Below are 17,299 nucleotides of genomic sequence, written 5' to 3' on the forward strand. Positions count from 1 at the left end.
AGTCAGGCTGTCCGTGCTACTCGGCAAATACTTCCTTCGCGATCGCCACGGCCGAAACCGCGCTCGGCCAACCGGAATAGAACGCCATGTGGGTGATTGTTTCGACGAGCTGCTCCTCCGTCAGACCGTTCGCCTTGGCGCGAACGAGATGCGAGCGAAGCTGGTCTGGACGGTTGAGGGCAATCAAGGCAGTGACCGTCACGAGGCTTCGGTCGCGCTGGGAGAGCTGCGGCCGCTCCCAGACGTCGGCGTAAAGGACATCATCCGTCAGTTCCGCCAGCTTCGGAGCGATGTCTCCCATCAATTGCTGGGTGCGCGACCGTGCGGAATCAAGATTAGATGCTGGTTGCTGTGCCATACTGGCCTCCACTCCCGTTCCGCAGACGATTGCTGCGGCAAGAATTCCTGTGATTAGTTTCTTCACGTCCAAGTCCTTTCGTCCTGAGACTATGGGGTTTATTCGTAAGGGGGTGAATGAGGTGCCCGTGGGTCCCGTCATCACGTCGAAGCGAGGTGGCGATCGAAGAAAGGCTTTAGCCTGGACAGAGCGGCCTCGACGTATTCGGGTACCCAGTAGGTCTCGATGTGCTTGGCGCCCTCGATCTTGAAGAGCTCCTTGTCCGCTATGCCGGTGGCCTTCGGGAACGCTTCCTCCGTCATGTACAGCGTGTCGGCGGCACTGCCGGCAATCATCAGAAGGGGTACGTCGATGAGCGCGATCTCGTCGACCGCGTCCCAGCGCATCAGGTCCATCAGGCTGCTGGTCGTGTATCTGAAGGTCGAACCGGGGTGGGCGTTGGTGCGCCAATAGTATTCGTATCCCTGCCGATAGAGATCGAACGGCAATGCGGCGATCTGGGCGTCGGTCATATCGGCGTCGCCGGAATAGAGGATTTCGCCGCCAGCCGCTTCCTGAGCTCGGGCCGCTGAGGCCTGCTGAAGGCGACTCTGGATCGTGTCCATCTGACTATCCTGGAATCCGTTGCGACGGACCCGGCCTGAATTGAACATGCTGAGCGTCGCCACCGCCTTGAAACGCTTGTCGGTCTTGGCTGCGGCCAGGGAATACCCACCGCCGCCACAGATGCCAAACAGGCCAAGACGCGTCGTATCGACACCGGGGAAGGTGCTGATGAAGTCAGCCATTCCATGGATGTCTTCGATGCGGTGCTGGGGCTTGTCGGTGCTGCGCGGCGTGCCGCCGCTTCCGCCCTGATACGCGGCGTCGGCCGTGATGGTGATGAACCCGCGCTCCGCAAGCCGCTGCGCGTAAAGACCCGTGGTCTGTTCCTTCACACCGCCGTTCGGGTGGGCAAGAACGATCGTGGGGTACTTTTGCGCAGGATCGTAATCGGGCGGTGTGTAGACGTTGGCGACGATGTCGAGGCCGTTCAGCTTGTACTTGACTGGATGGATGTTGACCTTGCCGGGCTCGTTTCGGGTAATCGCACCGTCATAGACGAGAGTGAACGGGTTCTGCTTGTAGTCAAGAGCCATGGCATTGGTCGGCATTGTTGGCACTCCCAGGATTGCACCGGTAACGATGAGCGCGGAGGCTCCGAGGAACTCGCGTCTTCTCTTATTGATGATTTCGTCAGTCATCGTCTGGCTCCTTTTTCAGGGCTAGCGCCGATGGTTCAATCGAGCTTCTTGTCGGTGAGGAATTTGGATATCTGGTCGGCGATCTCGACGTTGTTCAGGTCCGACATCAGGAAGTGTGTGCCGCCCTTGATGCCGATTTCCGGCAGATGGACAAGGGTCGCATCACCACCGTGCTTGTTCACGGTCTCGACCCACAGCTTGGCCATAGCGAGACGAACGCGCCAGTTATCCTGACCTCTCTCACTTGTCGGCTCGACCGGGAAGTTGTCGCCGTAATAGATGATGATGGGCAGCTTGGTCAGCTTCTCGAAGTCGGCGAGCGGAACTGCCTCGCCCTTCAGCGTGCCAGCGGCGCTTGGCATGTCGGCGGGCACCTCGCCCTGCGGGAAGATGAAGCCACTGCCAGGTTCAAGTGCGACGATGCCCTTGACGTTCGAGCTCTTGATCGCTGTCATCCAGCCTGGGCCTCCCGCCTGTGAGTGGGTAAACAGAATGCCGGGTCCTGTCTTCTGGAACAGGGCCGACATCGCGTCTGAGATCACCTTGACGTCGTATGGACCGGTGTTCGGGGTTACGGAGCGGAAGAATTGGTCGAGTGCTGCCGGACTGCGGTCGAACTGAACATTCTGGAAATAGTCAGGCCATTTTCCAAGACGGAACTGGTCGAAGAAAAGCTGATCGTAGGGTGTCGGTTCAATCGTAGCAGCCACGGTGCTATTGCCCGCGCGGCCACGGCGCGGCTGATCGACAAGATAGGTGGAGAACCCTTTACGAAGGAAGATGTTCTGGAAGCCCTCGCGACCGTCGGGGGTGGTCTCCCAGCTACGGGCGGACTGGAACGCTCCATGCAGCATGATAATCGGCAATGGCTTGGGGTTCTGCGGCACCTGATAGAAGACGTAGGCATGATCGCCGTGAAGCGACTGGCCTTCTGGTGTTGGAGCATTGTTGTTGTACGTTCCTGCCGTCTTCGAGACGGTACCGCCAACGGCAAAGCTGCCCTGATCCTGAATGACGAGGGGCTGAGGCTTTTCCGGAGACTGAGCGCTGGTGACACCGGATGTCAGCAGCGCGCTCGAGAACAGTAGGACAGAGAGGGTCTTGGCGAATGTCTGGGGCATAGCGATCTCACAACATTAAGTTGGAGGAACGCTACTTGAGCATCACCCAGATGATTAGATAGCTATTTCTGATTGAGGCCATTAGCCTGACTTATCAATCACAAACGGTTGATTAATTCGTTACTGGCGGTAGCGCAGTGCGTTGATCATCAGCGCGAACGCCGGAGATGTATGCCTGCGGTTAGGGTAGTAGAGGTGATATCCTGGAAATGGAGCACACCAGTCTTCCAACACGCGCACCAATTCGCCGCTCGCTATCTGCTGCGCCACCTGGTCTTCCGGCATATAGGCAAGTCCGAGCCCCCGTTTGACGGCGTCGAGCCGCATTGCGATGTTGTTGAAGACCAGTTGCCCCTCCACCTTCACCTTCAGCTCGTGGCCTTCCTTCTCGAATTCCCAGGCAAGGATATTCCCGTGGGTCGGCATTCTGATCTGGATGCAGTTGTGCCCCGTCAGGTCCTGAGGCGTTTCCGGCCACGGGTTCTGGCGGAAATACGACGGGGCACCGACGACAGCCATGGACATGTCAGGACCGATCTTCACCGCGATCATGTCCTTGGCGACCTGCTCGCCCAGCCGCACCCCGGCGTCGTAGCGCTCCGCTACGATGTCGGTGAGCCCGTAATCGACGGTGATCTCGACCTTCACATCGGGATTGTCGGGTAAGAACTTGTCGAGCGCCGGAGCGAGGACCGAGATCGCGGCATGTTCGCCTGCAGTGATCCTTATGGTCCCCGCCGGCTTATCCCGCATCTCGGTGAGCGCCGCGAGTTCCGCCTGTATCTCCTCGAATCTCGGAGCGGCGATCTGAAGAAGCCGCTCGCCAGCCACCGTCGGAGATACGCGGCGCGTCGTTCTGGTCAGCAGACGAAGCCCCAGCCTCTCTTCAAGTCCGCGAACGGTCTGGCTGAGCGCCGATTGCGAGACGCCCAGTTTGACGGCGGCCTTTGTAAAGCTCTCCTCGCGCGCCACCATGACGAAGGCGACCAGATCGTTGAAGTTCTCCTGCGGCATTCATTAGACATCCTTATAGCTACATCCCGATTAGTGCCTCTAATCTAAATGGTCGGCAAGGCATATCTTGCATTCATCAAAACAGACGCCTGGTCGTGGAGGACGACGTGGCCGACCAGAAAATGGAAGACATGATGTCGAGCAGCAATCCAACGAGACCATTGCCGAACAAATCCGCCATTCTGGCGATCATCCTGATCAGCTACGTGATGATCGTGCTCGACATCTCCGTCATCTTGACCGGGCTGCCCAAGATACATCAGGAACTGCGCTTCACCGACGCTGGCCTGGCGTGGGTACAGAGTGCCTACACGCTGACATTCGGCGGGTTCCTCCTTCTGGGAGCCCGCGCCGGCGACATCCTCGGCCGACAACGGATGTTCATTATGGGAATGGCGATCTTTACGATCGCCTCGATGGCGATCGGTGCCTCGCACTCGTCGACGTGGATGCTGTCCTGGCGCGCCATTCAGGGGTTGGGGTCCGCAATCCTGGCTCCATCAACACTTGCTCTTATCCAGACAAACTTCGACGAGGGCGACGAGCGTGTCCGGGCGGTGTCGCTCTACAGCGCTGCCGCGGGAGTATCCGCGACCGTCGGACTGATTGTCGGCGGTCTTCTGGCGGATTGGCTGTCGTGGCGTGTCGGCTTCTTCATCAATCTGCCGATCGGCATCGCGATGATCCTCGCCGCTCGGGTCTACGTTCCAGAGGCCTCCAAGCAACCGGGTGCGCTAGATATTCCAGGCGCGATCACCTCCACCTTGGGCATGGGAGCGCTGGTGTACGGCTTCATCCGCTCGGCGCAATCGGGATGGGACGGAATGACGCTCGCCACCTTGGCGTCCTCCGTTTGCCTGCTCGCAGCCTTCATCCAGATCGAGCGTCGCGCGGCACAGCCGATTCTTCCCCTTCGACTGTTCTCGGACATAGAGCGATCCGGAGCTTACGCCGCGAGGGTTCTCTATCTTGGTGCCATGGTCGGCTTCTTCTTCTTCACCACGCTCTTTCTTCAGGACGTCGCGGGCTTCCGCCCGGCCGTCACAGGCCTCGCCTTCGTCCCCGCGACCATGCTGCATGTTCCCTTCGCGATACTTGTCCCAAGACTTATCGCTCGTTTCGGGCGCAACGCCGTTCTCATCGCAGGCATGGCCATTGGTGTAATCGCGATGGGCTGGTTGAGTCGCGCAGGCATCGGCTCGAACTATTGGACCGCGGTGGCGTTACCCATGGTGTTGATCGGGATCAGCCAGGGACTGACCCTGAGCCCCCTTACGTCGTCGGGCGTCGCGCGGATTTCCAAGGAAGACGCAGGCGCTGCATCAGGTGCGGTCAACGTGGCCCATCAGATGGGGAGCTCGGTTGGCCTCGGCATTCTGATCGCAGTCGCCGCCCTTGGATCGGCGGGCCTGGCAGGAGCCGACCTTACGGCATTCCGGGTCTCGCATGCGTTCGACGCAGGAACAGCCATGCTTGTGCTTGCCCTCACAATCGCCGCTGTGACCATCGTTCCCCGCCGCCTGGCGGACAAAAGAAAACCAGGAAGAGGCCGCGCTTGTGGAAAGCGCGGGGTAATCAAGGAAGACAGACATGCAAACACGTAAAATCGGCAATCTAAAAGTCTCTGCTCTCGGCCTCGGCTGCATGGGCCTGAGCCACGGATATGGTGCTGCAACCGCAACCAAGGATGCTGTCACACTTATTCGCGCGGCCCACGATCGCGGTGTCACCTTCTTCGACACAGCACAGGTCTACGGACCTTTCACCAATGAGGACGTGGTCGGCGAAGCGCTTCAGCCGATCCGCAACGGCGTCGTCATCGCCACCAAGTTTGGTTTCGAGCTTCCAAGCCCGGACGGCGGTCAGCACTTGAACAGCCGTCCGGACTACATCCGCCAATCGGTCGACGCATCTTTGAAGCGACTGCGCACGGATGTGATCGATCTGCTCTACCAGCATCGCGTTGATCCGAACGTTCCAATCGAAGACGTCGCTGGGACGGTCAAGAACCTGATTGCGGAGGGCAAGGTTAAACACTTTGGTCTCTCCGAAGCGGGAGCGCAGACGATCCGCAAGGCCCACGAAGTCCAGCCCGTCACAGCGCTCCAGAGCGAATACTCGTTGTTCTGGCGCGAACCTGAAAAGGAAATCATTCCAACTCTCGAGGAACTGGGGATCGGCTTCGTTCCGTTCAGCCCGTTGGGCAAAGGTTTTCTGACAGGTAAGATCGACGAGACGGCGACGTTCGGACCGGGGGACTTCCGCAGCGTCGTTCCGCGTTTCCAAGCGGAAAACCTGAAAGCCAACAAGGCGCTCGTCTCCGCACTCACCCATATCGCGGAGAGCAAAGGCGTAACCCCTGCGCAGATCGCGCTCGCGTGGTTGCTCGCTCAGAAGCCTTGGATCGTGCCTATCCCCGGCACGACGAAGCTCCATCGCCTTGAGGAAAATCTCGGTGCGTCGACTGTGGAGCTGTCGGTCAAGGACGTCGCAGCCATCTCGGACGCACTCGCGAAAATCGAGATTGTCGGCGACCGGTATCCCGCGCATCTTCAAGCCCGAGTGGGCAAGTAACGACATTTTTGGGCTTTGTGCTCCCGTAACTATCGAAGGAAATCAACATGACCAGCTCAATACCCACAGTGACCTTGAATAACGGCGTCGAGATGCCAATCCTCGGCTTTGGTGTCTTTCAGGTGCCCGATCCAGCAGAGTGCGAACGCAGCGTGCGTGACGCGGTCGATGTCGGCTACCGTCTCCTCGACACCGCGACGTCATATGGCAATGAAGAGGCGGTGGGCAACGCGATCCGCAGTCACGGCATCGATCGAAGCGAGCTGTTTGTCACGACCAAGCTGTGGATCGAAGATGCGTCCTATGAAGGTGCCAAGGCCGCCTTCGAACGCTCACTGAACAAGCTCCAGCTCGACTATCTCGACCTCTGGCTCATTCATCAGCCCTATGGCGATGTCTATGGCGCGTGGCGTGCGATGGAGGAGCTGCACAGGGCCGGTCGCATTCGCGCCATCGGCGTCAGCAACTTCTATCCCGACCGACTGGTGGACTTTGCGCTTCACAACGAAATCGTGCCCGCGGTCAATCAGATCGAAATCCACCCATTCCACCAACAGGACGACGCTCAAGCAGTCCTCCGGGAATACAAGGTTCAACCGGAAGCCTGGGGACCTTTTGCGGAAGGAAAGAACGGGCTGTTCACGAACGAACTGTTGCAGTCGATCGGCCAGAAGTATGGCAAGAGCACCGCACAGGTTGTCCTCCGCTGGCTGATCCAGCGCGAGATCGTCGCGATCCCGAAGTCGGTGCGCAAGGAGCGCATGGCTGAGAACTTCCAGGTCTTCGATTTCGAACTCGACCAGAACGAAGTCGCAGCCATCTCCCCGCTTGACCAGAAGGCCAGCAGCTTCTTCGACCATCGCGATCCGGAAAAGGTGAAGTGGCTTGGCACACGTAAGCTTTGAGCCAATGCCGTATGATGACGGCGCGTCGTTATCTCAGAGCATATCATGCCTCAAAATGGGCTCTGAAAGGTTTTACAGATTGCCTTGATCAGGAAGTGGCGGCTTTCGGGATCAAGGTTAGATTGATCGAGCCGGGCGGCTTTCTGACCATAGGGCGGCTGCAGCACCGAGCCAGATCGATCCGAATATCGAATGTCAGTACGGCGAGACTGGTGTTTTTATTGTCTAATAACGATGAGAGGGCCTAGGCGCGTCGATTTCACGTGAAGAGCCTCCGTTACGAAAGCGAGCGCATCATTGGTATCCGCAATCTTCATTGTGCCGCTGACGCGGCGATTAGCCAAAGCCGAGTCGGCAACGACGATTCGACCGTAGAAGTGCCGGTTCATCTCCTCCACGATGTAGGAAAGTGGAGCATTGTCGAGCACTATCTGGCCGCGCCTCCAGGCGAGTGCAGCAAGGCTGTCCACCGGTAAAATGGCCATCTTCTTTTTCGCGTGGTCGAAAGTCGCTTGCTCGCCCTGGCCGACGCGGACGGCGTCATCTCCGTCGATTTCGATCTGGACCGCATTTTCCGTGACGGTCACCTCGGTGTCGTTGTTGCCGTAGCGGACATCGAAAGCGGTCCCGAGCGCAGTAACCGTCGCCATCCCCGCAACAACTGTAAAGGGTCTTTCGACAGCATGGGCGACCCGAAAAAAGGCCTGGCCTTGAAGAAGGCGGACGGTACGGCGGGTTCTGGTATAATCCAACGCGATCGTTGAGGAGGCATTAAGCTGAACCTCAGACCCGTCTTCGAGCGTGATGACAGGCATCTCGTCTGTGCCGGCAATAATGTCCGCTTCCAGGCGCATCGGTCCATCGAACGCGAAAAAGCCGCCCGTCGCGAGGCCTATGGCCAAGAGCGCTGCGATGACCGGTTTTCCCGCACTGCGCGGCTTCACCTTGATGTTGGCGAGCGCAGAATCCGACTGTATTGCCCGGCGGGCATCACCCATCAGGCGTTCAGCGGCACTGTAAGTCCGACAATTTTCCGGGTCGCGATCAAGCCAGTCCTTGAAGCGCGCCTTGTCGGTTGGCGACTGGTTGGCATCGCTATTGCGCAGGATCCAGTCGGCCGCTTCACGGTTGCGTTTTTTTTGAACTTTCGTCGCTCCTTTGGCCGGCATAGGCATCTCCAGCTTTAAACCTTGACCTCTAGACGTTCGACGCCGCCATTGGGGGATCTCTTAGATCAATTCAGGCAATAATCCGTAGTGGTTTTCCGCACGGAACGCGAGAATCTCTTGTTTTACTGGAGAAGACGATCAAGGCAGTGGGCGAAGGCCCGGCGCAAATGTCGGTCCACCATGTTTTTGGAAATGTTGAGCCTGACGGAGATCTGGTCGGGTGTCAGATGATGGAGCCGGTGCAGGATGAAAACGAGGCGTCGCCGTTCCGGCAGTTCGGCGATTGCCTCGCGGAGCGCGGCAAGCCGCGCCTCGATTTCCAGCGACTGATCAGGCGCAGGCCCGCTGCTCGCGACCGAAAGGGCTTCACGCTCCGAGCCGGAGAAAAGTCGAGCTTCTTTCGTCTCGCGACGCTGGCGGTCAATGCCGAGATTGATAGCTGCCCGGCAAAGAAAGGATTTGATCGAGCGTGTTTGTTGCAGCAGGTCTGGCTTGGCGGCAAGTTTCACATAGAGATCGTGCACCACATCCCGGGCAGTGGATGATGGATGGCCGCGTCTGCGAACAGCGTTCGTAATGTCGGCATAGTAAGCTTCCATAGCCCGGTTCAGCAAATCGTTGCTGTCAACACTGTCCCAGACAAGGGGTGAGGGCGAAGAGCTCGACATTGGCAAACAGTTCCCGACCAACAGCCAGTTCAGCATAACTACTGCTGAATCTCGAAGACCGATGGCTAGCTAATCTATAAAACCCATGCAAGTGCAATAGGTTAGAAACATTCAAAACCCACGGGCGGCCTCTGGATAAATCAAGAGTTAAAAACTCATCTTTATGCCTGATTTCGTTGCTCGATTCCATCTCCCACGTTTTGGCTCGGGGTTGCGCATTAGACAGGCTGAATGTTCAAAACAGGCGGCGGTGTGATATTTCGGTAACGGCTGTGGTGCTCACAGCGCAATGCAGAGCGGCGTTCCCGCAACGGGATCGCGGATCACGACTGTCTTCACCTTGAAGACATCCAAGATCGTCTCCGATGAGATGACCGCATCGGGCGTTCCTGCCGCCGTGACCCTGCCGTCGTGGAGTATAACGATATGCTGGGCGTAGCGGGCCGCCTGGTTGATGTCATGGAGAACTGCGACAACCGTCTTTCCGTGCTTGGCGACCAGCGCCGTAATGAGGTTCATCAGCTCGATCTGATGTTCGAGATCGAGATATGTCGTGGGTTCGTCAAGCAGGATCGCTTCGCTTTGCTGCGCCAGCGTCATTGCGATCCACGCGCGCTGGCGCTGACCACCGGAAAGGCTGTCCAGCGCACGGTCGGAAAGATCCGCTGTGCCAGTCAGCATGAGTGCCTCATCGCATGCTTCCTGATCCTGCGCCGACCAGCGGCTGAAAAGCGAGCGATGTGGATACCGTCCCTGCCGCACGAGATCGCTGACCGTAAGCCCTTCCGGTGCGACAGGCCCCTGGAGCAGAACGCCCACCTTGCGAGCGACCTCACCGGTCGAGAGGTCGTTCAAGTCCTGCCCATCGAGAAGAACGCTGCCGCCGGAAGGCTTCATAAGCCCCGCGAAACTGCGCAGAAGCGTGGATTTGCCGCTGCCGTTCGGCCCGATCAGCGCCGTGAAGCGCCGTTCCGGGATAGCGAGGTCGAGCCGCTCGACGATGCGGCGCTGGCCGTAGGCGATGTCGATGCCCTTGCCGGCAATCTTGGCAGGGAGTTGCTTATCCTTGGCCATGGCGGCGTCCCCAGAGAAGATAGGCAAAGAAAGGTGCACCAATGAGGCTGGTGACAATGCCGGCCGGAAGCTGCACCGGCGGCAGGAGGATGCGACCGATGAGATCGGCAGCGACGACGAGGCAGGCGCCGACAAGTGCGGCGACAGGCAGCATCCGGGCATGCGATGCCCCGGTGAGCCGCCGGGCTATGTGCGGCGCGACGAGACCGACGAAGCCGATGAGGCCGGAGGCCGCTACGGCAGCGCCCGAAAGCACCGTGACGAGCACGATCATCAGGCCACGGACGCGATCGACTGGCTGACCGAGGCTCTTGGCCGAATGATCGCCGAAGCGGATCAGATCGAGTTCGCGCGCGGCGAGAAAGGCAAACACTACCGGAACAATGAGTGATAGGGCGAGAAGTTGGACCTTGCCCATATTCGCGTCGTAAACGCTGCCCGCAAGCCAGATCATGGCGCGCTGTACATCGCCAATGTCGCCGAATGCGGAGAGAAAGGTCGTTCCAGCCGTTGCGAGGGAGGAGAGGCCGATGCCGATGAGGATGATGCGGAGCGAGGACGTGCCGCCGCGCCAGGAAAGGGCATAGATCGCCAGCGCCATGATGGCGGCGCCCAGGAAGCTGGCTGCCTGCAAAAGCGCGATCGACGGGTTCTGCATCAGAACGATGACGGCCATGGCCGCCGCCGCAGCGCCACTGTTGATTCCGAGAACACCGGGCTCGGCCAATGGATTGCGCATGATCGCAAGCGTGATCGTGCCTGCGGTCGCAAGCGCCACGCCGACGAGAAGGGCGAGAAGCGCTCGCGGCAAACGCAAATCGAAGACGATCATCGTGCTCTGTGGAGCAGGCTCCCCCATCCCGACGATGACATTGTAGAGTTCCTGCCAGGTCAGAGGAATATCGCCAAAAGCGAGGCTTGCTGCGACGAGGATGGCGAGCAGGAGGGTAAGGATGGTGAGAAGCCGGATCATGCCGAACCTCTAAGGCGCGTTCGGGCGAGATACAGGAAGAACGGCGCGCCGATGAGCGCGATCGTCACGCCGACGGGGAAACTTTGACTTCCAAAGACAAGTCGCCCGACCGTATCGGAGACGACAACCAGCAGCGCGCCAGCGAGCGCCGAAAAAGGGATAACCCAGCGATAGTCAACACCGGCAATCATGCGCACCATATGCGGAACGACGAGGCCGACGAAACCAATCGGTCCGGCAAGTGCCACGGCACCGCCCGCAAGCAGGATGACGACGAGGACAGATGCACCGCGCCAAATGACCGGGTTCTGTCCGAGTGCACGCGAGGCATCTGCGCCGAGGCTGAGCGTCGTGAGATGCCGGCCAAGAAAGAGAGCGGCGAGGAGGCCGGTGAGGATATAGGGCGCAACGGTTTTCGCCTGCGCCATGGTTCTCCCCGTCACCGAACCTGCGGTCCACAGGCGAACTGCATCGAGCGTGCTCTGGTCGAAGATCAGGATCGCGGTGGTCAGCGAGGTCAGGAAGGTTGCGACGATGGCGCCCGCCAGCACGAGCCCGAGCGGGGAGTGTCCGACAGCGCCAATTGAACCGAGTGCATAGACGACGATGGCGGCGATACCGGCGCCGATGAAGGCAAACCAGACATAGATGTCGCCGATTCCCGTGCCAAAGAGTGTCATCACCAAAACGACGGCAAATGATGCGCCGGCGTTGATGCCGAGCAGGCCGGGAGAGGCGAGCGGGTTGTTGGTGACCGCCTGCATGATGGCGCCGGAAACAGCGAGTGCACTGCCGGACAGCAGTGCGGCAATGACACGGGGCAGGCGAATGGTCGTGACGAGAAGATGGTCGCGCGAGCCATCGAACTGGAAAATAGCGGCCGTTATGGTGGAAAACGACATGGCAGATGTACCGAGTGCAACGGCGTTCATGGCGGCAAGAATGAGCAGACAGAGGAGCACTGCGAGTGCAAGCGACCGCACGCTACAGGCAGTGACGGGCCGAGCGGCCTTTCGGTCGATCATTGACCAGCCAGTACATATCGCTCGACATCGTCGAGAATGCGATTTGCCGAACCGATACCGTGGAAACTCTGCCAGGGACCGCGATCGACCCGATGGGCGCGTCCGGCCTGCACGGCTGGCAGCAATTGCCAGAGAGGGTTCTCGGTCACCTGCTTTTCGAGCGCATCGTCCGGGCCGCTTTCGAAACCGCTGGCAGAAACGTAGAGCAGCACGTTACCATCGAGATTGGCGAGTTCCTCCCAATCTGGCCGTTTGACGATCGTTCCATCGGTGACAGTCTCGTAAGTGGCGCGCTTCACACCTGCCTCGCGCAGCACGGCAAAGGGGGCATAGGCGTTAGGCCCATCCACAAAGACAACGAAACGGTCTGGCGCGAAACGGACGGTCGAGACCGTCAGGTTCTGGTCCTTCATCCGCGCGCGGATCCCGGCGACGCGGCTGTCGTAAGCCTTGAGTGCGTCGTTTGCCACGCCTTCCTTGCCGGTCACTTCGGAAAGGCGCTGAAGATATGCCTTCCAGTCCATATGCTTGAAGAGGACGGTTGGCGCGATCTGTGCAGCCTGCTTGTAAATCGCCGAGTGAACCTCTGCCGATCCGATGATAAGATCCGGCTTCAGCGCCGCCACGCGCTCGAGGCTCGGTTCCCTGGGATTGCCGAGGTCGACCATCTTCTGGGCCTTCACCGCGTCGAGAACCTCATCCTCGGTGATCGCCATATAGGGCGTCGCAACGACGGGCGCCTTAAGTTCGATCAGCAGTCCAAGGGTGATGAGCGGATCCAACGTCACGATTCGTTTTACGTCCGCCGGAATACAGAAGGGTGGATTGTAGACACCCTCGGTTATGGCCTTTCCCTCGCAGGCAGCCTGCGAAAACGAGGCGGGAAGGAGAAAGGCGAGAAGAGCGAGACAGAAGCGCAAGGCAGGTATCATTTCGTCGTTAGAGCATTTCCAGGAAGAGGTGCGTAGCGGTTCTACGTCCGGAAAATGCGTAAAAACAAAGAATTGCAGGATTCCTGCCTTTCGAGGAAGGGCGGAAATCCTGCAAGGTGGAAAAGGCTGTGCGGCAAGACGCCCCACAGCCGGGTTCGTCAGAACTTCACGCGGACGTTCAGGCCGTAGGAGCGACCCTTGCCCTGCTGGCCAAAGGGCTTTGCCGCGTCGCGATCCACGATCGTGAAATATTTCTCGTCCGTGAGGTTTTCCACGAAGGCGGTCACTTCCCAATTGTCCTTCTTGAAGCCCGTCTGCGCATTCACGATGAAGCGCGGGTCGATATCGTACATGCCCTTCGTGCCGAAGCGCGAATTGTAGCTTGTCGTGTACTTGGCATCGGTGCCAACGAAGACACCGTTATCGAACTCATAACGTCCGCCGAAAGCCCAGCTTAATTCCGGGGCTTCAGGAAAAGCCTTTCCTGACTGGTCGCCGATGGAAGCATGGTTGAATTCCAGGAACTTCGTATTGAGATAACCGATCGAGGTGAAGGCCGTGAATTGATCCGTAACCTCGTAGGTCGGCTCGATTTCGAATCCCCAGGCTCTCGACGTTGCAGCATTCGAGGTGATGCGATAGCCGGGGATAGCGGGGTTCGGGCGGATTTCTATCTGCTGGTCGTCGTATTTCGTATAAAACAGGTTCGCATTGAGTGTCAGCCGGTCGTCGAGATGCATACCCTTGTAAGATAATTCGACGTTCTGGGAAAACTCCGGATCGTATGTGGCGACCTTGAAATTGGTCGGATCCAGCCGGTCGATATAGGAACCGCCCGAGCGGAATCCCTGCGTATAAGTCAAGGCGACCGTCTGGGTATCACTGAGCTCCTTGGAAATGCCCACCTTCGGCACGAAATTCAATTCGTTCAGGGATGACGGGGTACCCGTCAGGACGGCAGACGGATCGATCAGGCCAAAGTAGTTTCGCTGGTAGTCCCTGTCTTTCAGATAATCGAGACGGCCGCCAACGGTTGCGAACCACGTGGGTGCAAATTCATAGGTAGCTTCACCAAAGACGGCGAAGTTCGATGTTCTGCGATTCTGCGTGTCGCTGAGTTGCACCGGCCCGAAGCCGGGATAGTCTACGATGAAGTCTGTCGCGCCATCCCAGACCTCGTGGCTGCCGTACACGCCGGCAACCCATTTCCAGCGATCGCCTTCGTAGTTGAGGCGGAACTCCTGCGTGAAGATGGAGTTGTCATCTTCGCCAGTGCTTCCATAGATGGTTCCTGGCGTGCCGTAGTCGATGGAGCGCCGGTTGTTGATGCCATATTGATAGCCGGTCTGCGAGGTGAAGCGCAGCGTATTCGAGAAATCATGCGTAACCTCGAGGCCGACATTGTGCGCTTCCGTCCAGCGATATTCCGTATAGGTAACCGGGGAATCGTTGAAGTCGCCGCGGCCTGTATCGAGGCCAACAAGCGCGTCGTTGGGCCGGTCCTTCGAGTAGGAGTAAGTGAGCAGTGCGCGGGTGTCCGGCATTTCCGAGGGCGTAATCAGCACCTTGGCGCGAACAACACCACTGATGTCGGTCGTAAGGTCATCGAAATTGTCAAAAATACTGAAATTTGAGTAATTGGGTTGGGCGTGCGAACGCTCGAAAGCGCCCGAGATGCGCAGCGCTATCTGGTCCTCGACGACGGGCGTATTCACCATGAAGGCCGTGCCCGCGAGGTCGTCGCTGCCAACGGTGCCGGAAAGTTCGACCTGCCTGTCGAAGGTCGGATCTTTCGACTTGATATAGATGGCGCCGGTCATGGCCGCACGGCCTGAAAGCGTCGATTGCGGGCCGCGATAGACCTCAACCTGCTCGACGTCCCAGAGGTTACGTGCCCCGAAACGGGCATTGTAACGCGTCTGAACGATACCGTCGACATAGACTGAGCCGGCCGGCCCGCCGGACGGGACGAGACCTTCAGAACTCATGCCACGGATGACGAACCCGGCGTTGACCGTGGCGCTGTCCAGTACGTTTGCCATGCGACGATAGGTGTCCTGCGTCGTGCGAATCTGGCTTTCGACAAGGGTTTCCGCATTGACGATGGCAACGCTGGTGGTCGTGGCACCCAACGTCGACGCATTGCGGGCGCCGTAAATCGTTATTGCCTCAAGCTGCGTGGTGCCGTCAGCTGTCGCGCCGGAAGTGGCCGCACCGGTCTGAAGCGTCACCTGGTTGCTTCCTGCAAAGCGGGCATCCACGCCTGTTCCGGCGAGCACTGTCCTCAACGCCTGTTCCGGCGTCAGCGTGCCGTTCACACCACGGGTCGTCTTCCCCTCGGCGACCGATGCATCGAACAGGATTTGCAGGCCGGTCTGGGCGGCGAGGTTGTTCAGCGCCGGCGTCAACGGACCGGGCCGCACCGCGATCGCTCGCTCGGACGCCTGTGCTGCAGCTTCTTGCACCATTGCCGGCAGCATGGGGCTCAGCATCACGAGTGCTGTTCCCGCCAGAAACACCGCCTTGAGGCTCGCCCCAGCCCCGCGCGAGACGGATTTAGTCTTAGTCATAGAAACCCCCAATCGTGCGGCGTTCAAGGCGCCGCAAGTTCACCACGAGGAATGGCTACACATTCACTCGTGATCTAGACGATTGACTGTTTGGACTTGGGACTCCGGTCTGGAGAAAAATTTAAGAGAATGATCGCTCACGCGACGCCGAGGTATTGGCGCATGGCGAGACGAAGTTCTTCATCCCGATCGGCGGGTGCCTTCAGCACGAAGGTGGGACAGTATTCACCATCTTCAGCCAGATAAAACCGGAAATGGCCCGCTATCTCAGTTTGGATATTAGAAGAGATCATTCCGGTTCCGGCTCCAAATCAGTCGTACAGTGAAGCCAAGTTCTTGGTTAGCTTCGGATCTGGTGGCGTTCACTTCAGCTAATAATAAGTGAGCGAGTCCGCAAAACCTTATCCCACTTTGGCCAATGGTAGCCGCAAGGTCGTGCCGATCATGATCATCCGAACCGCGTCTTCCGCGGAACGAGCAAGAAGCTTCGGAGCAGACGAGATGGCGTCTTCCAATGAGCATGGCCGTGTCAGGATCGACGCGAAAGCATCGATACCGCAATCCAGATTGAGCCTCACGCCCTTGCCGATCGTACCTGCAAGCGCCACCACCGGAACACCGACCTCCTTGGCGCGCCGCGCGACCTCCGCAGGAACCTTGCCAAAGGGCGTCTGACCATCGAGGCTTCCTTCCGCGGTGATGACCAGATCGGCATCACGAATGTAATCGTCGATTTCCAGATATTGCATGACAATCTCATAGCGGGGATGAAGTCTGCCGCAAAGCAGACCGAGAACGGCTGCTCCCAGTCCGCCCGATGCGCCAGCGCCCGGCGCTGAGCCGACATCAAGACCGGTGACGTCTTTGATGCGGGCTGCGTAGATTTCCATCGCCGCAGCAAGATCTTCCACCTGTTCCGGCGTCGCACCCTTCTGTGGCCCAAAGACGCGGGCGACACCACGCTCGCCAAGAAGCTGGTTGTGCCAGTTGACGGCGGCATCAATGCGCACATGTGCGAGGCGTGGGTCGCGGGGGCTGATGCCTATACGGTTCAACTGCGTCAAAGCTGCACCGCCACGATCCAGTTCGTTGCCGTTGACATCCAGCAGGCGGATGCCGAGCGCCTGTGCCATGCCGGCACCGCCATCGTTGATGCCGCTATCGCCGCAACCGAGCAAAATCCGCTTGGCGCCCAGGTCGAGCGCTGCGCGCACAAGCTCGCCGACACCATAACTTGTGGTCAGGCAAGGATTGCGACGATCGCGTGGGACGAGGCTGAGGCCTGCAGCAGCAGCCATCTCGATCACTGCTGTTGGCTCGGCGCCACCACCAAGGAAACCGACAAAGGCCTGCACCGGCTCTCCGACCGGTCCGGTGACGGTGACAGGATGGATCGTGCCATGGGTGGCGCCGACCAGCGCCCGGGTGAATCCTTCGCCGCCGTCAGCCATCGGCACCTTGGTGACGACCGAGCCTGGAGATGCGCGCAGAACGCCTTTTTCGATGCAGTCAGCGGCCTGTTCGGCAGAGAGGCTCTCCTTGAAACCGGAAGGGGCGACAACGACGCGGAAGGGCATGGGAATTATCCTTTCATGACATGTTTGTGACATGAGGAAAACGTGATGGCCGAGTGCTTATTCCAGCCACCAAGAAATTTATTCGGCTAAATAAA

17 protein-coding genes are annotated in these 17,299 nt (G+C 58.9%); 4 read left to right on the forward strand and 13 right to left on the reverse strand.

Features of this window, described 5'->3' with window-relative positions:
- Positions 1-16: 16 nt before the first annotated feature.
- The 4 genes from FCH38_RS16685 to FCH38_RS16700 form a co-directional block, all read right to left on the reverse strand.
- Positions 17-358 carry a carboxymuconolactone decarboxylase family protein gene (locus FCH38_RS16685; protein ID WP_153515980.1) on the reverse strand — a complete coding sequence of 114 codons (342 nt, stop codon included), beginning with the start codon at positions 356-358 and terminating at the stop codon, positions 17-19.
- A 140-nt stretch (positions 359-498) separates the two neighbouring features.
- The gene (locus tag FCH38_RS16690; protein WP_174374425.1) at positions 499-1,602 is read right to left on the reverse strand and encodes an alpha/beta hydrolase; all 1,104 of its coding nucleotides are present in this window, start codon (positions 1,600-1,602) and stop codon (positions 499-501) included.
- 35 nt (positions 1,603-1,637) lie between these two features.
- A complete protein-coding gene (locus FCH38_RS16695) occupies positions 1,638-2,723 on the reverse strand; it encodes an alpha/beta hydrolase (RefSeq protein ID WP_174374426.1) in 1,086 nt (361 codons plus the stop codon).
- Between the two features lie 120 nt (positions 2,724-2,843).
- Entirely contained in the window at positions 2,844-3,737 is an 894-nt protein-coding gene (locus FCH38_RS16700) for a LysR family transcriptional regulator (RefSeq protein WP_149900688.1), read from the reverse strand.
- A gap of 107 nt (positions 3,738-3,844) precedes the next feature.
- Here FCH38_RS16700 and FCH38_RS16705 point away from each other — a divergent pair, with 107 nt between their 5' ends.
- From FCH38_RS16705 to FCH38_RS16720, 4 genes are read left to right on the forward strand one after another with little or no spacing between them, the layout of a single operon-like run.
- Entirely contained in the window at positions 3,845-5,341 is a 1,497-nt protein-coding gene (locus tag FCH38_RS16705) for an MFS transporter (protein WP_336510806.1), read from the forward strand.
- Positions 5,328-6,311 (forward strand): aldo/keto reductase, encoded by a 984-nt coding sequence (locus FCH38_RS16710; RefSeq protein ID WP_174374427.1) that lies wholly within the window; start codon positions 5,328-5,330, stop codon positions 6,309-6,311. Before FCH38_RS16705 ends, FCH38_RS16710 begins: the two co-directional genes overlap by 14 nt.
- Before the next feature lie 47 nt (positions 6,312-6,358).
- Complete coding sequence (locus tag FCH38_RS16715; RefSeq protein ID WP_174374428.1) at positions 6,359-7,216, forward strand: aldo/keto reductase; 858 nt, start codon at positions 6,359-6,361, stop codon at positions 7,214-7,216.
- Positions 7,217-7,230: 14 nt separating this feature from the next.
- Positions 7,231-7,464: an SDR family NAD(P)-dependent oxidoreductase gene (locus FCH38_RS16720; protein ID WP_236776643.1), complete on the forward strand. Its 234-nt coding sequence runs from the start codon at positions 7,231-7,233 to the stop codon at positions 7,462-7,464.
- Here FCH38_RS16720 and FCH38_RS16725 read toward each other — a convergent pair.
- From FCH38_RS16725 to FCH38_RS16765, 9 genes are all read right to left on the reverse strand, one after another.
- A complete protein-coding gene (locus FCH38_RS16725; RefSeq protein ID WP_153515974.1) occupies positions 7,435-8,385 on the reverse strand; it encodes a FecR family protein in 951 nt (316 codons plus the stop codon). The two genes, FCH38_RS16720 and FCH38_RS16725, sit on opposite strands and share 30 nt — an antisense overlap.
- Positions 8,386-8,507: 122 nt before the next feature.
- Positions 8,508-9,053 (reverse strand): RNA polymerase sigma factor, encoded by a 546-nt coding sequence (locus FCH38_RS16730; protein WP_149900902.1) that lies wholly within the window; start codon positions 9,051-9,053, stop codon positions 8,508-8,510.
- Between the two features lie 279 nt (positions 9,054-9,332).
- On the reverse strand, positions 9,333-10,127 hold the full coding sequence (locus FCH38_RS16735) for an ABC transporter ATP-binding protein (RefSeq protein WP_174374430.1): 795 nt from the start codon (positions 10,125-10,127) through the stop codon (positions 9,333-9,335).
- Positions 10,114-11,100, reverse strand: coding sequence for a FecCD family ABC transporter permease (locus tag FCH38_RS16740; RefSeq protein WP_174374431.1), 987 nt, complete (start codon positions 11,098-11,100; stop codon positions 10,114-10,116). The genes FCH38_RS16735 and FCH38_RS16740 overlap by 14 nt, the downstream gene beginning before the upstream one ends.
- Positions 11,097-12,125 carry a FecCD family ABC transporter permease gene (locus FCH38_RS16745; protein ID WP_174374432.1) on the reverse strand — a complete coding sequence of 343 codons (1,029 nt, stop codon included), beginning with the start codon at positions 12,123-12,125 and terminating at the stop codon, positions 11,097-11,099. The genes FCH38_RS16740 and FCH38_RS16745 overlap by 4 nt, the downstream gene beginning before the upstream one ends.
- Positions 12,122-12,913, reverse strand: coding sequence for an iron-siderophore ABC transporter substrate-binding protein (locus FCH38_RS16750; protein ID WP_336510807.1), 792 nt, complete (start codon positions 12,911-12,913; stop codon positions 12,122-12,124). The genes FCH38_RS16745 and FCH38_RS16750 overlap by 4 nt, the downstream gene beginning before the upstream one ends.
- A 302-nt stretch (positions 12,914-13,215) precedes the next feature.
- Positions 13,216-15,627, reverse strand: coding sequence for a TonB-dependent receptor domain-containing protein (locus FCH38_RS16755; protein ID WP_174374434.1), 2,412 nt, complete (start codon positions 15,625-15,627; stop codon positions 13,216-13,218).
- A gap of 137 nt (positions 15,628-15,764) precedes the next feature.
- Positions 15,765-15,920 (reverse strand): hypothetical protein, encoded by a 156-nt coding sequence (locus FCH38_RS16760; protein WP_174374435.1) that lies wholly within the window; start codon positions 15,918-15,920, stop codon positions 15,765-15,767.
- 108 nt (positions 15,921-16,028) lie between these two features.
- Positions 16,029-17,204, reverse strand: a complete 1,176-nt coding sequence (locus FCH38_RS16765; RefSeq protein WP_174374436.1) for a glycerate kinase — start codon at positions 17,202-17,204, stop codon at positions 16,029-16,031.
- Positions 17,205-17,299 lie beyond the last annotated feature (95 nt).

The organism is Agrobacterium tumefaciens, assembly GCF_013337285.1.
In the GTDB taxonomy this organism is placed as follows: Bacteria; Pseudomonadota; Alphaproteobacteria; order Rhizobiales; family Rhizobiaceae; genus Agrobacterium; species Agrobacterium burrii.

What these genes read in the sequence shown, in the direction of transcription:
- FCH38_RS16720 (WP_236776643.1), top strand. Translation starts at nt 7,231, where the DNA reads ATGACGGCGCGTCGTTATCTCAGAGCATATCATGCCTCAAAATGGGCT.
- FCH38_RS16745 (WP_174374432.1), bottom strand. Translation starts at nt 12,125, where the DNA reads ATGATCGACCGAAAGGCCGCTCGGCCCGTCACTGCCTGTAGCGTGCGG.
- FCH38_RS16760 (WP_174374435.1), bottom strand. Translation starts at nt 15,920, where the DNA reads ATGATCTCTTCTAATATCCAAACTGAGATAGCGGGCCATTTCCGGTTT.
- FCH38_RS16685 (WP_153515980.1), bottom strand. Translation starts at nt 358, where the DNA reads ATGGCACAGCAACCAGCATCTAATCTTGATTCCGCACGGTCGCGCACC.
- FCH38_RS16735 (WP_174374430.1), bottom strand. Translation starts at nt 10,127, where the DNA reads ATGGCCAAGGATAAGCAACTCCCTGCCAAGATTGCCGGCAAGGGCATC.
- FCH38_RS16765 (WP_174374436.1), bottom strand. Translation starts at nt 17,204, where the DNA reads ATGCCCTTCCGCGTCGTTGTCGCCCCTTCCGGTTTCAAGGAGAGCCTC.
- FCH38_RS16715 (WP_174374428.1), top strand. Translation starts at nt 6,359, where the DNA reads ATGACCAGCTCAATACCCACAGTGACCTTGAATAACGGCGTCGAGATG.
- FCH38_RS16725 (WP_153515974.1), bottom strand. Translation starts at nt 8,385, where the DNA reads ATGCCGGCCAAAGGAGCGACGAAAGTTCAAAAAAAACGCAACCGTGAA.
- FCH38_RS16695 (WP_174374426.1), bottom strand. Translation starts at nt 2,723, where the DNA reads ATGCCCCAGACATTCGCCAAGACCCTCTCTGTCCTACTGTTCTCGAGC.
- FCH38_RS16755 (WP_174374434.1), bottom strand. Translation starts at nt 15,627, where the DNA reads ATGACTAAGACTAAATCCGTCTCGCGCGGGGCTGGGGCGAGCCTCAAG.
- FCH38_RS16740 (WP_174374431.1), bottom strand. Translation starts at nt 11,100, where the DNA reads ATGATCCGGCTTCTCACCATCCTTACCCTCCTGCTCGCCATCCTCGTC.
- FCH38_RS16710 (WP_174374427.1), top strand. Translation starts at nt 5,328, where the DNA reads ATGCAAACACGTAAAATCGGCAATCTAAAAGTCTCTGCTCTCGGCCTC.
- FCH38_RS16690 (WP_174374425.1), bottom strand. Translation starts at nt 1,602, where the DNA reads ATGACTGACGAAATCATCAATAAGAGAAGACGCGAGTTCCTCGGAGCC.
- FCH38_RS16700 (WP_149900688.1), bottom strand. Translation starts at nt 3,737, where the DNA reads ATGCCGCAGGAGAACTTCAACGATCTGGTCGCCTTCGTCATGGTGGCG.
- FCH38_RS16730 (WP_149900902.1), bottom strand. Translation starts at nt 9,053, where the DNA reads ATGTCGAGCTCTTCGCCCTCACCCCTTGTCTGGGACAGTGTTGACAGC.